11 protein-coding genes and 1 riboswitch are annotated in these 14987 nt (G+C 53.9%); all 11 genes read left to right on the top strand.

Features of this window, described 5'->3' with window-relative positions:
• A partial coding sequence (locus MOST_RS17650; RefSeq protein WP_211295968.1) for a hypothetical protein occupies positions 1–227 on the top strand: 227 nt, incomplete at its 5' end.
• Between the two features lie 294 nt (positions 228–521).
• A complete protein-coding gene (locus tag MOST_RS08750; RefSeq protein WP_161952820.1) occupies positions 522–4271 on the top strand; it encodes an S-layer homology domain-containing protein in 3750 nt (1249 codons plus the stop codon).
• Between the two features lie 136 nt (positions 4272–4407).
• Positions 4408–5169 (top strand): DUF4430 domain-containing protein, encoded by a 762-nt coding sequence (locus MOST_RS08745; RefSeq protein ID WP_054935520.1) that lies wholly within the window; start codon positions 4408–4410, stop codon positions 5167–5169.
• A gap of 25 nt (positions 5170–5194) precedes the next feature.
• The gene (locus MOST_RS08740; RefSeq protein ID WP_054935521.1) at positions 5195–6565 is read left to right on the top strand and encodes a stalk domain-containing protein; all 1371 of its coding nucleotides are present in this window, start codon (positions 5195–5197) and stop codon (positions 6563–6565) included.
• A gap of 118 nt (positions 6566–6683) precedes the next feature.
• On the top strand, positions 6684–7613 hold the full coding sequence (locus tag MOST_RS08735; RefSeq protein ID WP_054935522.1) for an energy-coupling factor transporter transmembrane component T: 930 nt from the start codon (positions 6684–6686) through the stop codon (positions 7611–7613).
• Entirely contained in the window at positions 7586–9256 is a 1671-nt protein-coding gene (locus MOST_RS08730; RefSeq protein ID WP_054935523.1) for an ABC transporter ATP-binding protein, read from the top strand. Before MOST_RS08735 ends, MOST_RS08730 begins: the two co-directional genes overlap by 28 nt.
• 176 nt (positions 9257–9432) lie before the next feature.
• Positions 9433–10149 carry an ECF transporter S component gene (locus MOST_RS08725; protein ID WP_054935577.1) on the top strand — a complete coding sequence of 239 codons (717 nt, stop codon included), beginning with the start codon at positions 9433–9435 and terminating at the stop codon, positions 10147–10149.
• Entirely contained in the window at positions 10136–11245 is a 1110-nt protein-coding gene (locus MOST_RS08720) for an adenosylcobinamide amidohydrolase (RefSeq protein ID WP_054935524.1), read from the top strand. Before MOST_RS08725 ends, MOST_RS08720 begins: the two co-directional genes overlap by 14 nt.
• Positions 11246–11410: 165 nt before the next feature.
• Positions 11411–11611: riboswitch (cobalamin riboswitch) on the top strand.
• A gap of 367 nt (positions 11612–11978) precedes the next feature.
• Positions 11979–13025, top strand: a complete 1047-nt coding sequence (locus MOST_RS08715) for an ABC transporter substrate-binding protein (RefSeq protein WP_054935525.1) — start codon at positions 11979–11981, stop codon at positions 13023–13025.
• Between the two features lie 59 nt (positions 13026–13084).
• A complete protein-coding gene (locus tag MOST_RS08710) occupies positions 13085–14188 on the top strand; it encodes a FecCD family ABC transporter permease (RefSeq protein WP_054935526.1) in 1104 nt (367 codons plus the stop codon).
• Positions 14185–14970, top strand: a complete 786-nt coding sequence (locus MOST_RS08705) for an ABC transporter ATP-binding protein (protein ID WP_054935527.1) — start codon at positions 14185–14187, stop codon at positions 14968–14970. The genes MOST_RS08710 and MOST_RS08705 overlap by 4 nt, the downstream gene beginning before the upstream one ends.
• Positions 14971–14987 lie beyond the last annotated feature (17 nt).

The raw sequence follows: 14987 nt of genomic DNA, 5'->3' as shown, positions 1-14987 counted from the left end.
CAGGCCACTGGCCCAGCACTCAGCAAGATCTCTACCGCTACGGGTTATCTTCTTTAAGAAGTACCCGGGACGGTGCAACTGAAGGGGCTGAGTGCTGGACTGGGAAGGCGTGGGGGAGCGTTGAACCCGAGCCAGGAGACCTGGTGCTTGCCGTAGTAGCTGGTGCTCCCTACGCAGGATGGGGAAACGGCATGTCCCCTGTTTTCTTTGGAGCAGGGGTTTTTTAATTTTATAAGGGTAGGTGTCTGGTCCCGAGGGGCCAGCTTAAATGCTGCCAGCCGGCCCGGCAAGGAGCTTCCAATAAGGCAAAACGACTGGAGGTTCCCGATGCGCCGGGAGCGGTAGATGGACGGCCTATTCTAACCCACCCGGGGAGTATTGCTGGGAGGTGTTAGATCAGGCCGATTTTTCATTTTTGTAGGCAGACGGGTGCCCGGTCATGGAGCACGTCGTAAAGGTGTGACACCCGTTAAGACCCTCTTGATTCACTGGCTAAATTTATGAAAGGCAGGGTGGCAGGAATGTTCTATAAGAGGTTCAACAGGCGTTTTATATCCCTGGCAATAACGGTTTGCCTTCTTTTCAGCTTTCTTGTACCATTTGTTGTCCCGGGCAAGGCTATGGCCGCGGATCAGGCCGTTGCCTATACTGCCCAAGAACTGGCCGCTAAAGCCATAAAATTTATTAACGACCGCTACCAGGCTGGGGAAAAGATTGACGGCTACACGGCCTACATACTTACCCTGGCGGGAGAAAATCTAGAAGATAAAGTAAAATGGACCAGGAATGAGGAAACGTTAAAAAGCAGCATAGAAAAACTGGCCGACTTACTTGGCAATAATAACGGCCTGCTTACTTATATCTTGGCCACCCAGAATGACGACGGCAGCTTTGGCCCTTTAGGCAATGATTATGGCACCAAGGCCCCGCTGCAGGCCCTGGCCCTGGTAAAACCGGATTTGCCCGTTACTGATGCTGTTTATAACCAGGTCCAAGATAGCATTAGCAAGGCGGTTTATTATTTCCAAAATCGTTACCAGAACGGCAGCCTGACCTATGAAGTTAACGGCTGGAACTTTGATTATCGCTGCGTTGAAGCACTGGTCCAGGCAGGTGAAGACCTCTCTGCAGCCGGGTGGGTCTATAATGGCAAATCTTTGAAGGCTGCCGTTATCGCTTCGGCCCAGGCTGCTGCCAGCAATCCCTCGGTACTGGATGCCGTCTATCTGGCGAAAGAACTAACTGCCCTTTATGCTGTAGATCCGGCTTCATGTGACATTGACACGCTTGCAAAGGCTATTATAAGCAAACAAAATACGGGCAGCGGCACAGTCTACTTTGGCAACAGCATCTATGACGATGTCATGGTCCTAGCCGCTTTGGGCAAAGCGGGTAAGCTCAGCGGCATTGACCAGGCATCCGCTTTGAACTACCTTAATGGGTTTAAGCATGAACACAAAGACGCCTGGGGAAACGCTGCCGGGGCGGCCTGGGGTGGTTATGACCCGGAAGAACCGGATTTAACGGCCCAGGTTCTTACGGCCCTCAGCTACTTCAACGGGGCAGGCGACCCAAATAGCGACGTTTATAAAGCCATCCAGGAGGGCCTGGCTTACCTTCAAGATATCCAGGATGTTGACACGGGGGCTATCCCGGCTCAATGGGACAGTACCTTTGCTACGGCCGAAACCCTGATTGCTTTACAATCTTTAGGCAAAAAGTATGATGATTACGCCGGCAGCACATCTCCCTGGGTGAAAAGGTCCAGGACGAAAACCATAGCCCAGTGCTTGTTGGCCTTAAACAGCTGGGACGATACAACACGGGTAGAAAAACTGGTAAATCTTTTAAAGGAACGCCATTCGACAAAGGGCTTCGACAACAGCGTTTACAGCGACATGTGGGCCTATATCGCCCTGGGGGAAGCGGGCCGGATAAGCGTAATCAATGATGTTTATACCCGCGATTACCTCCTGGGCAAACAAAGCGTGGCCGAAGCCACTTATGGCGCCTGGGGAGAAGTGGGGGGCAGCACTTTTTACCCCGACTTTATGTCTACCGCCCAGGCGATCCGGGCTTTAACGTATTTGTCAGGGTATCAACAAAATGACCCGCAGATCCAGGCAGCCATTAATAACGGCTTGCAATACCTGAAACAATGGCTGCAGCCTGACGGCAGCGTCTGTTATCGCACCGAGTTTTGGGCCGAAGATCCGGTAGTGGATACCGCCGAAGTGATTATTACCCTTAAAAGACTGGGACAAGATCCTTTAAACTGGCGGAGCCCCGCCGGGTTATCGCCGGTATCCTACATGATGCTCAAGGCCTTGAACGAAGACGGCAGCTTTGGCGCTTACAGAAATGTTTTGGACGCCAGCGAGGCCCTTTATACTTATCTGATTCTGGCGGGAACTATCGACCCCGGAACTTCCCTGGGACTTCTGGTGCAGCCTACTACTGCCACCCTCAATCTTAGCGGCCAGCAGCAGTTTAAGGCCCTGGTGGCTTATTTTGACGGCACTAGGAGCGACGTAACCCGGGATGCCGATTGGTCGGTGGATGACAGCAGCATCGCAGAGGTTGTCTATGGCCTGGTCACCGCCCTTAAGGCCGGGCAGACGGTGGTAAGGGCTGCTTATAATGGCCTAGCGGCGGCCGCTACCCTTAATGTCGCTTTGCCAGCCTCATCAACTTCAGATCGTAATTACTGTACCGTCGACATTGCCGTAGTAGGCATGAACGGCGAGCTCCTTTATGGGCCCGGCTCGGTCATGGTGAGCAAAAACGGCAGATGGGGCCTGACGGCCCTGGGAGCCCTGGACGCCACCGGTCTTCCCTACGTCGACGATAACGGCTTTGTTAAAAGCATCGCCGGCCAGGCCAACAGCGGTATGAACGGGTGGATGTACAAGGTCAACGGCAGCGTGCCCATGGTGAGCGCTTCCCAGAAAACGATCCAGGACGGCGACCAGGTCATCTGGTGGTACAGCACGGACTGGAGCTCTCCGGGACCAGTGTGGGAAAGTCTGCTAAAAAGTAGCACCTCTGCCACGACGGCTATGACTGTACCAGCCGATCTAAATGAGCAAAATAAAAAACTCCCAGTAGCCCTACAGGCCCCCGAAGTTGCCGTGGATGCATTAGCGAAAATTAACCAGTTGCTGGAATTAACAGAGGGTACCTTCCAGATCGCTCCTTTAAGCGAAGTTAAAAAAGCCGTGGTAGTCACTGGCGGCGAAAAGGCCATGAGCCGTGCTGAAATTGCCGCCTTGAGGAAAGAGCTGGCCCAAAACCAAATTTACCTGGCCCAGAAGGTCACCGCTTCAGCGGGAGCAATCATAACTGATGCTAAAGAAGAAATAGCCCTGTCCATACCAGCCGAGGCATTACAAAACGATTTAGAGATTACCATTAAGAAGGTTACCGTTATTGCGAGCGCTGGAAATACGGGGGGCAATGCTGCCCAGGCTCCTCCACCGGCAGGCTACCAGCAAATATCGGCAATTTACAATTTTGGACCCGACGGTACTACCTTCAACATACCGGTGACCTTAAACTTAAAAATTGCCTTGCCGCCCCTGGCCAAACCGGAGAATCTGGCCCTGGCCTGGTACGATAAGACAAAAGGCCAGTGGGTGGCTATACCGGCCGTGGTCGACATGTCTAAAGGCTTAATCCTGGCCCGGATAAACCACTTCTCCGATTATGCCGTGTTTGTAAAGGAAGCCAGGAAATCTTTTGAGGATGTAACTAATAATTCGTTTGCCTGGGCGAAGGATACCATTGAAACTCTGGCCGGGGCTGGCATTGTGGCTGGGGTGGACAGCAGCCACTTCGAGCCGGGCCGGGCGGTGACCAGGGCGGAATTTGCAAGCCTCCTGGTCAAGGCCCTGGGCCTGGAGGCGAAGGAAGGGACGAAGAACCCCTTTAAGGACGTAAAAGGTGACGCCTGGTACGCCGGGGCAGTAACTGCCGCCGCCGGCAACGGCCTGGTCAAAGGCTATGAGGACGGCACCTTCCGCCCTGAAAACCTCATTACCCGCGAAGAATTGGTGGCTATGCTGGTCCGGGCCATGAACCTGCCCGCCAGCGAGGAAAAGCTGACCTTTAAAGATAACGATAAAGTCTCTGCCTGGGCCAGAAAAAGCGTAGCTGTAGCTGCCGCCCACGGGCTGGTTAAAGGCTTTGAAGATGGTACGTTCCGGCCGGGAGATACGGCCAGCCGGGCAGAATGCGCGGTGATGATTTACCGGATGCTAGTAGCAGAGTAAATGAAAAAAGAAGGATTAAAACGATGGGGAGCGCCGGCGTGTCCAGCGGTGCTCCCCATCGCTGCTGGAGATCTTACGGGCCCAGGGAAGGTGGCCTTGACGGGACTGATAATACAGGCATAGCGAGGAATAGTAAATGCAAAAAAAATTTATTTACCTGGTAGCGGCCCTGATAGTCTTACTGGCCTTAATAGGGCCGGCAATCTCTAATTTCTATACCGGGCCACGCGAGGCTGATAATGTCCTGACACCACCCACCGGGGCTCCCTTACCAGCGGAGAATGCTGTTGCCGGCGGCTTTCCGGAAAGTGCCGGCAATCAAAAAGCGCCTGAAACCTTCAAGCCTCCGGAAAAAACGGCGGGGGAGAAGTCAGGTGACAGCGCTATAACCGGCGGGGGGAAAACCGCTGGACCTGCCGGTGCTCCCCAGGCGACACAGCCGGCGCAGAGTGCTGGCAGCCAGATTGATGCCGGCAGCGGCCCCCCTCTACCAGCAGCTAAGAAAGACGGCAACGGCAGTCATAACCAGGCTTCTCCTGCCGCCTCCGGGTGCCGGGTGGATATTGCCGTAGTTGGCATGAAAGGGCAACTCCTTTATGGTCCTGCTACGGTGACGGTTGATAAAAACAACAAATGGGGATTGACGGCCCTCGGGGCCCTGGATGCCACCGGCCTGAAATACAGCATCAGTCCTGTATACGGCAATTTTGTCCGGAGTATAGCCGGGCAAGACAATAAAGGTATGGCCGGGTGGATGTATAAGGTTAACGAGGAGATCCCCATGGTGGCGGCCAGCGAGAAAGGGATTCGGTCAGGTGATAAGATTATCTGGTGGTATAGCGAAACCCTGAATAGTACCGGGCCCACCTGGGAAGGGTTGAAGGTGGCCTCACCTTAATTTATCAGGAAAGGGGTGCACAGGCATGTTAAAGCAGAAGATTTCAGGTTTGGCACTGGCTTTTTTAATTTTATTCTTACTTATCGCTGGCGCTGTCACGCCAGCCTGGGCCCTTACCGGGAGGGATAGCGCCGGAAAATCATTAAATAACGCTGCCGATTATTTGTTAACAAGAGAGAAGGCCAGGGGTATTTTATCTCCCTGGAGCTATATTGCCCTGGCGGCGTCAGGAAGGGATTTAAAAGGTACGCTGGCCGGCCAGGCCTGTGAAAAAATGCTGGCTGCTGCTACCGCATCCGGTGAAATGAATGATTATGCCACCCTGGTCCTGGCCGTTCTGGCCGCTGGAGGGAATCCCTATAATTACCAGGGCCAGAACCTTATAAAAAAGATCCAGGATTCCCAGCTCGCCAGTGGTAAGTTTGCTGACAATATAGCTCATGGCGGTGAACAGCTAGTTAATGCCCACATCTGGGCGGTATTGGCCCTGCATGCTGCCGGCGCTGATATTCCCGATAAGAGCAAGGCCCTAAGCTGGCTGGTGGCCAGGCAGCACGCCGACGGTTCCTTTTACTGGGACGCTACAGATAAAGAAACGCCCGATGTGGATTCTACCGGTATGGCGTTAATGGCCCTGGGGGCTTTAGGTGAGAAAAAAGATAGTCCGGTTGTCCAAAAGGCAGTGGCTTACCTGGAAAAGGCCCAAAAAGAAAATGGCAGTTTTGAGTCCTGGGGGGCGGAAAATCCAGAAAGCTGCTGCATGGTCATTGAAGGGCTGACTGCAGTTGGCATTGATCCACTTCAAGGCAATTTTAACAAAGCAGGAGGAGATGTTTTAACTGCCCTGCTCCACTTCCAGTTGCCTGACGGTTCCTTTGAACACATCACTGGGACGGGAAGTAATGAAATGGCTACCAGCCAGGCCTTAATGGCCCTGGCCAGCATCTATTTTGGTCAGCCGTTTTATGCTCGATTAGCCACGCCGCCTGCTGCTAACCGGTATAAAGCACGTTTTATTGTTGGCGACAGGAGCTATACAGTTGTGGCCGGGGGGAAAGAAGATGTAAAGGCGATGGATGCAGCCCCTTTCATTGAAAATGGCCGGACCTATGTACCCGTGCGTTACCTGGCTTATGCTCTGGACGTAGCGAGTGACGGCATTAGCTGGGATGAGAAAACTGCGGCTGTTAAACTGAGCAAGGATGGCGTTACAGTAACCATGGTTATTGGCGAAGAAACCGGCTACGTCAATGGCCTGGCCAGGAGCATCGGCGTCGCTCCCCTGCTGAGGGATGGCCGCACCTATCTCCCGGCCCGGTTTGTAGCGGAAGCCTTTGGCTACCAGGTAGACTGGGATGCAACTTCCCAAACGGTGAGCATAAAAAATTCAAACTAAACCACCTTTATGGCAACAGGCCGATGCCGGCAGTCGTCAGCTCCGCAAGGAACATCCAACGGGCGAAAACCAGGGTCCCAGTTTCCGCCGGAGCACATTTTGGAGGGCTTCACTGAAGATGTTTGATCAATTTTTTTACCAGGACAAAGGTCTCTTTTTACAGAGCCTGCACCCGGTGGCAGCCTTGACTTACCTAGGCCTTTTACTTGTGCTGGCCCTGGTATTCACCAACCCCCTTTACCTCCTGGGGTTATTGCTGGTCGTTGTCCTGGCCATCAGCGCTGCCCGGGGCCTTGCGGTCTGGGAAATTTATTTACGCCTCAGCCTGGGCATGATGTTGCTTGTGATTATCATCAACCCCCTGGTAGTTCATGCCGGGGACACGATTATCTGGTGGGGACCACGCCTGCCAGTTTTCGGCCGCTTAACCGTCTCGCTGGAAGCCATTTGTTACGGCGCGGCCATGAGCGTGCGGCTTTTAGCCATCATCAGCATCTTTTGCCTCTATAATCTCATGGTTCACCCGGATAAAGTTTTAAGTTTGCTGGCGCGTTTTGCCTCCCGGTCGGCGCTGGTGCTGTCCCTGGCTACCAGGATGTTTCCAGCCATGATCAGGCAAATGGAAAACATCCAGGAAGTGCAAATGGTAAGGGGCGTTGATTTTCATGCCGGGACGTTAAAAGAAAGGCTACCCAGATATGCTGCCCTGATGAACATCCTGCTCCTGTCTTCCCTGGAAGATTCCCTGGAAATAGCCGAGGCCATGCAGGCGCGGGCCTTTGGCAGTGGACGGCGATCCTGTTACCGGCGGGATACCTGGCGGCCAAGGGACAGCCTTTGCCTTGGATGGAGCCTCCTGGCTTTAGCAGTGGCCGTTTATGGCCAGGCTAAAGGATTCAGCACTTTTAGTTTTTACCCGCAGCTGGACTACTTGATTAAAGGCCCCATGACCGTCATAGTTTTAATTATTATCATTCTCGCTTTATCCGTTCCGGTGGTATTGAGCTGGGGGTGGCAGCGGTGCCCTTATTTCAATGCGAAAATTTGACCTATTACTACCCGGACAGGGAAAAACCAGCCTTAAAAGGCATTAATTTGCGTATCGAGGAAGGGGAGTTTTTGCTTATAACCGGCGGTTCGGGTTCGGGCAAGTCTTCTTTAGCGCGGGCGCTGGCCGGACTGATCCCGGACTTTTACGGCGGCAGGTTTGGGGGCAAGGTTTATTTTCAAGGGCGGGACATGGGCCAGATGGACCGGCGAAAACTGGCCCGGGAAGTGGGGATAGTCTTCCAGGACCCGGAAAAACAGCTGGTTATGACCAGTGTCGAGGCCGAGATCGCCTTCGGCCTGGAAAACCTAGGCCTGCCCCAGGCAGAAATGTTCCGGCGGGTAGCCGAAGTCCTGAGCTTTCTGGACCTGGCAGAGGTAAGACAGGAATTTACCGCGCACCTTTCCGGCGGGCAGAAGCAAAAGCTGGCTCTGGCTGCCGTCCTGGCCATGCAGCCGCAGGTGCTAATTTTAGACGAGCCTACCTCCCAGCTGGACCCGGTAGCGGCCGAGGAATTTTTTAATTTCATTAAACGGTTAAATGAGGAAATGGGGCTGACCATGATTTTAATCGAGCAGCGGCTGGAAAGGTGTTTCCACCTTGCTGACCGGGTAGTGCTCATGGAAGACGGCCAGGTCAAATATGAGGGTACACCGGAACAACTGGCCCGCTGGGCGGTAGCAAGGGAAATTCCTTTTATTCCTCCCGTGGCCCGTTTTTTTGCCCGGCTAGGTTTCCCCTCTATTCCCGTTACCGTCAAGGAAGGACGCCGGTTACTGCGGTCAAACTTTAACTACCGGAAGTTTTCTCCTCTAAGGCCGGTTGTAAATGAAAGTCCGGGAGAACCGGTTTTGACCATGAGCAGGGTATGGTTTACCTATCCCAACGGTAGAGAAGCCTTGCAGGACATCAGCTTGCAAATTGCTGCCGGTGAGCTGGTGGCTATCCTGGGTACCAACGGCGCGGGTAAATCCACCCTCCTGAAAACCATGGCCGGCCTCTTAAAACCGGGGCGGGGACGGATGCTGGTAATGGGCCGCGACCTTAGTAACGAGAGCCAGCCCGGGGCCGGCAGGATTGCCTACCTTTCCCAGAATCCCAATGATTATCTCTTCCAGGATACCGTGGAAGAGGAATTGCTTTTCACCCTAAAAAATTTCGGTCTTACTGATGACGGTGTGGTTAATGAACTCCTGGAGAAGCTCGGCTTACAGCGCTACCGGCGGGTAAACCCCCGCGATTTAAGCAGCGGCGAGCGCCAGCGGGTAGCCTTGGCCTCGATACTGGTAACCCGGCCCCGGCTCCTGGTACTTGATGAGCCTACCAGGGGGATGGATTATCGTTTAAAGGACGAACTGGGAGCAATGTTGATGGACTTAAGCAAGGAAGGAGTAAGTGTGGTATTGGTGACCCACGATGTTGAATTTGCTGCCGCCTACGCCACGCGGGTACTGCTGCTGTTTGCCGGCCGGATCGTTGCCGATGGACCTAAGCACCAGGTCCTGGGCCAGTCGGTTTTTTATTCCACCCAGATTGGTAAAATGTGCCGCGGCTATGTTGACGGTGTCCTGACCCTGCGAGATGCCCTGGAGAGGCTGGAACCCGTATGGCCTGCCAGGCAGGCAGTTCCGGAAGGAAGGTGAGGCATCCGGAGGGACCGCCGCCCGGCCAGTACCGGCGGGCTGGCTAGCGAGTACGGTTTTCCCGCTACATGGTATGTCCCTTATGTTCCTGGCGAGTTTTTACAGGCTGCTTGTGCTGCCGTATACGTCCCGGCTGGCACGTTGGGAGGGTATGGATTGTGGCTTTCTGGCGTAAAATGTTGTTTCCCTTTGTCCTGGTATTTATCCTGGGCTTGTTGCTGGCCAGTATCAAGATCAACGCCCTTCTTTTGGGCCAGGGGTGGGGTTTGCTGGCTCCGGTAATAATTATTATGGCCCTGGTTTTGCTGTACTGGGGGTTTGAACAGGGACGGGTTTCTTCCCGGGAGGTAGCCGTAATCGCCATGCTGGGTACTATTGCCGCCGTTTGCCGGGTTCCTTTTGCTGCTTTGCCCAATATCCAGCCGGCCACCTTTATGGTAATCATTTCTGGCTTTGTCTTCGGACCGCGGGCCGGGTTTATGGTCGGTACCACGGCGGCCCTGGTATCCAACTTTTTCCTGGGCCAGGGCCCGTGGACGCCCTGGCAGATGTTTGCCTGGGGGCTGGCCGGCACCTCGGCAGGGGTGATGGGGATTATCTTCCCCCGGGCGGGCAAGAAGGTTATGACGGTATTTAGCTTTCAGTGGGGATACCTTTTTGGCTGGATAATGAACCTGTGGACCTGGACGGCCTTTGTTCATCCCCTGACCTGGCAATCCTTTGTGGCCACATATGCTGCCAGCTTCTGGTTTGATACCTTTCATGCCACAGGCAATGCAGCTTTTTATTTACTCTTTGGTCCTAGCTTCGTAAAAATATTGCAGCGTTTTCGCCGTAAACTGGAAGTGACGTTACTACCGGTAATAGAAGGGGATAAGAATGCTGCTTTATGAGTTAAAAAACGGGGAAAAAATTCACCGGCGGGATGATACCCTCATTGTCTATTTTCCCGGGCCGCGCCGGGTGGTAAGCACGGCCTGGCTTAACGGTGGGTACCGGCAAGACCTGCAGGCGGTATTTAATCATCACCTGCCGCCTGATAAGCATGATCCTGCCAGCCTCCCGGGAGGCAGCGTGGAAGGTTACCTGGAGTATTTGGCCGGCAAGCTAGACCTGCCGTACCGTCACACCGCCGGGTTGCTTACAGCCGCCAGGATGGAAAACGCTGCTATAAAAACGAACGGGTTCCGGGAATTAGCAGTGACGGCCATTGTTACCGGGGGCATCGACGTCAATGGTGGGCGGGCCGGGGATAGGGCCAATTATTACGAGATGGACGGGCAATGGGTCTTTGTCCCCGGCACTATTAATATTATCCTTCTGATAAACGGGAACTTGCCTCCCCACGCCCTGGTGCGCTCCATAGTTACAGCTACGGAGGCCAAAACTGCCGCCTTGCAGGAGCTCATGGCGCCCAGCCGTTATTCCCGGGGGATTGCCACCGGGTCGGGTACCGACCAGATCATTGCCGTCGCCAATATCCAGAGCCCCCATTATTTTACTGATGCTGGCAAGCATGCAAAACTAGGGGAATTAATCGGCGTGACGGTGAAAGAAGCCGTGAAAATAGCCCTGGAAAAGCAGACCGGTCTAAATCCCCGCCGCCAGTGCAGCTTCCTGGCGCGCCTGGACAGGTACGGCGTCGGGATGGAAGACTTCTGGCGGCAGGCCCGGGAGGAAGGCCTGGGACTGGACCGGGACAGCTATCTAGCGCGACTGCAACACATCCAGGGCGAGCCAGGCCTGGTAGCCCTGGCAGCAAGCCTGATTCATTTGTGGGACGAGTATGAATGGGGGCTGCTCCCGGGTGAAGCAGTTATCGCGGCCGGGATAAGGTTACTGCAGGGATATGGCGGTGGGGAAGCCTGTTTGGCCGCGGTGAAAGCAGGGGATCCCGTCGGTACTTTGAACAGGCTGTTTATCCGAGTGATAAATCGAGTTATATTGTTAACGTCTTCCATGAAGAAGGAGAACGGCTCTCGGAACTAATTCGTTTTAGTAGGGCTAAACAAAGAATACCTGCACCGTTATCTTCATGAACTGAGTGGCGAGCAAGTTCAAAGTATGGTTTTTTCGAGAAAATTAGCTGGGAAGGAGGATTTTGGTTGTAAATGTAGAATGAAGTATATAATAAAATTAATCAGGTTAGCATCAAGGGAAGCCGGTGCAAATCCGGCGCGGTCGCGCCACTGTAAGGGGGAGTGACCCCACATCAGGCCACTGGCCCAGCACTCAGCAAGATCTCTACCGCTACGGGTTATCTTCTTTAAGAAGTACCCGGGACGGTGCAACTGAAGGGGCTGAGTGCTGGACTGGGAAGGCGTGGGGGAGCGTTGAACCCGAGCCAGGAGACCTGGTGCTTGCCGTAGTAGCTGGTGCTCCCTACGCAGGATGGGGAAACGGCATGTCCCCTGTTTTCTTTGGAGCAGGGGTTTTTTAATTTATTTTATAAGGGTAGGTGTCTGGCCCCGAGGGGCCAGCTTAAATGCAGCCAGCCGGTCCGGCAAGGAACTTCCAATAAGGAAAAACGACTGGAGGTTCCCGATGCGCCGGGAGCGGTAGATGGACGGCCTATTCTAACCCACCCGGGGAGTATTGCTGGGAGGTGTTAGATTAGGCCGTTTTTTGATGGTGGCAATAATGCGGTGCCGGTAAACCTGAGCCAGGAGTCCTGCTCGTTGACGTGGGCTACCATAAAAACTCAAGGAGGAGGCTATCAAAAATGTTGAGCAAAAAATATGGTTTTGCCGCCAGGGTAATATGCCTGCTAATGCTGGTAATAATCTTTGTAACCGGGTGTAGTAGCGAAAAAACTGGCACTCAAAATAGTAATACCAGGAAAACGGTTAAAACTTTTGTTGACGGCACCGGCAAAAAAGTAAAAATTTCCTGCCCGGTGGATAAAATCGTTTGTATAACTTCGGGTGTGTCAGAAGTCCTTTATGCTTTAGGCAGCGCTGATAAGATCATCGGGCGTGATAGTTACTCGATTTTTCCAGCAGACCTGGAGAAAATCCCGGTTATGGCCAAATCTTCTTTCGCTCCCAATCTGGAAGCCATCATCCAGAGCGCCCCGGATGTGGTCATTGCCGATACCATGTTGAAGGACGACCTACGGGCCAAGCTGGAAGAGGCCGGCCTGCCGGTCCTGGTCTATACGACTTCTTATCCCCACGAAACTGCCTTAGTAACTAAGCAAATGGGTGAACTGACGGGGAAGGAAGAAACGGCGGCCAAACTAATTGCCATTAGCGAAAAATACTATCAACTAATAAAGGAGAGAGTGGCGAAGTTGCCGGAAGATAAAAAGCCCCGGGTTTACTACGAGTGGCAAAAACCCTACTACAGCGCCGGAGATAAAACCCCCGCTGCCGATCGTATTGCCTTATCCGGAGGGAAGAATATTGCTGCCGGCCAGAAGGTTAAATACCCGGAGCTGACTCCTGAATGGCTGGCCGGGCAGGACCCTCAGGTAATCATCTGCATGGCCAGCCGGGACGCCGCGGATAAAATGAAAGCCCTCTATGATGAAATCCTGGCCAGACCGGCATTAAAGCAGACAACGGCGGTTAGCCAGAAAAAGGTCTATATCATGAGCTGGGGCCTTGGTACCGGGATCAGATCGGTAATCGGTTCCCTTTACTGGGCCAAGTGGTTCCACCCCGATGTTTTTGCCGACCTCGACCCGGAAGCCGTCCACCGCCAGTTGCTGCAGGACTTCTACCACATGGAATTAAAAGGTACGTGGGTCTATCCGGATGCTAAATAAATTGCTGTGGGGGCGTAAGTCCCGGCGTGAGCTTTTACCCACTTAAGGGGGCATTAATGATGGGCAGTATAGCGGGAAACAGGGCTGCAGGTCAGGTACGGGACGATCTCTACGCCCGGTTGGTAAGCCATAAAATTATAACTATCATTTTTTTAAGCATGGCTCTGGCGGCCGCCCTGGCAGTTTCCCTTGGCCTTGGCAGCGCCAATATCAGCTTCCAGGAACTCTGGCAGGTTATCAAGGGGGCGGTAACAACCTCCTCCGGCCAGGAGGCAGGGAACAACCTGGCACGGACAGTGATCTTAAATCTCCGCCTGCCCCGTGTGCTGCTAGCCACCCTGGCCGGCTGCAGCCTGGCCGGAGCAGGGGTAGTTATGCAGGGGATTTTACGCAATCCCCTTGCCGATCCTTATATACTGGGCATCTCCGCCGGCGCTTCCTTCGGGGCGGCCCTGGCCGTGGTCCTTGGCCTGGGAAAGCTCGCCGGTTTCACCCTGGCGAAAGGTTATATTGTCGTTGCCTGCGCTTTTACCTTTGGCCTGCTGACAACTTTTGTCATCTATGGATTAGCCAGTCTTCGGGGCCTGGCCCCGGAGACCCTCATCCTGGCCGGCGTGGCCCTGGGTTATCTCTTTTCCGCTGGCGTTTCTTTACTGAAGTACCTGTCTTCCCATGAAGAACTGCGTGAACTCACTCTATGGCTCATGGGAGGACTGGCCGGGGCTAAATGGCAACCTTTATTTTTGCTTTTTACTGTTTGCCTTGCTGCCCTGGGTTTTCTCTGGCGCTATTCCTGGGACCTCAATGCCCTGGGAGCCGGGGAGGAAGTGGCAGCCAATCTGGGCGTCAATCTTAGCCGGCTGCGGCGTAACGGTGCTGTCGGCGCCTCAATGCTGGCCAGTGCTACGGTGGCATTTACCGGGATTATTGGTTTCATTGGCCTGGTGGCTCCCCACCTGGGCCGCTTCCTGGTCGGCAGCGACTATCGTTACCTGATCCCGGCTTCCTGTTTGCTGGGGGCTATCCTTTTGCTGGCGGCCGACACCCTGGCCCGGACGGTGGCCAGCCCCATCGAAATCCCGGTGGGAGTGATTACTTCTCTAATCGGTGTACCCTTTTTTCTCTCCCTCCTGTTCCGGGAAAGGAGGCGCTGGTGGTCATGAAACTGGCCGTGGATGGTTTGTCATTTAATTACGATAGTCAACCAGTCCTCAATGAGGTAACGCTGACCATAGATCCGGGGGAAATAGTTACCATTATAGGACCAAACGGTTCAGGAAAAAGCACCTTCCTGCGGTGCCTGGCCAGGATATTGCTGCCGGCACAGGGCGTAATCTACCTGGATGGCCGCAATATAACCAACCTGTCGGGCCGGGCCCTGGCAATGATTCTGGGCTATGTTCCCCAGGAAGGGACGAAGGTATTTCCTCTAACTGTGTATGAAGCTGTGTTACTGGGTCGCAGGCCTTATATAACCTGGGTTGTTGGGCAAAGAGACCGGCAGGTGGTAGAAGAAATTCTTCGTTTTCTCCAACTCGAACCACTGGCTGGAAAAACCCTGGCCAATTTAAGCGGGGGCGAAAAACAGAGAGTAATGATCGCCCGCGCCCTGGCCCAGGAACCCAGGGTTATCTTGCTGGATGAACCTACCTCCAACCTGGATATTCGCCACCAGTTGGAGGTGCTGGGCATCCTTGAATTTCTGGCCTGGAAAAAGAAAATGACAGTACTCATGGTACTGCATGATTTAAACCTGGCAGCCCGTTTTTCCCAAAAGCTGGTGCTCTTGCATCAGGGTCGCATCTTTGCTTCCGGTAGCCCGCAGGCGGTGCTCACCCCGGAAAATATCCGTGCTGTCTATGATGTCGAAGTCCGGGTGCGCGAAGACGACCTGGGCGTCCAGGTTTTGCCCATTTGTCCGGCTAACGGGAGAGCAAAGCTTTAAGCTGGAGGGGAGAGGGT

It is taken from the genome of Neomoorella stamsii (assembly GCF_002995805.1).
In the GTDB taxonomy this organism is placed as follows: domain Bacteria; phylum Bacillota; class DSM-521; order Neomoorellales; family Neomoorellaceae; genus Neomoorella; species Neomoorella stamsii.
Note: the sequence above shows the minus strand (reverse complement) of the source record. Positions and strands in the feature narration are given on the sequence as shown.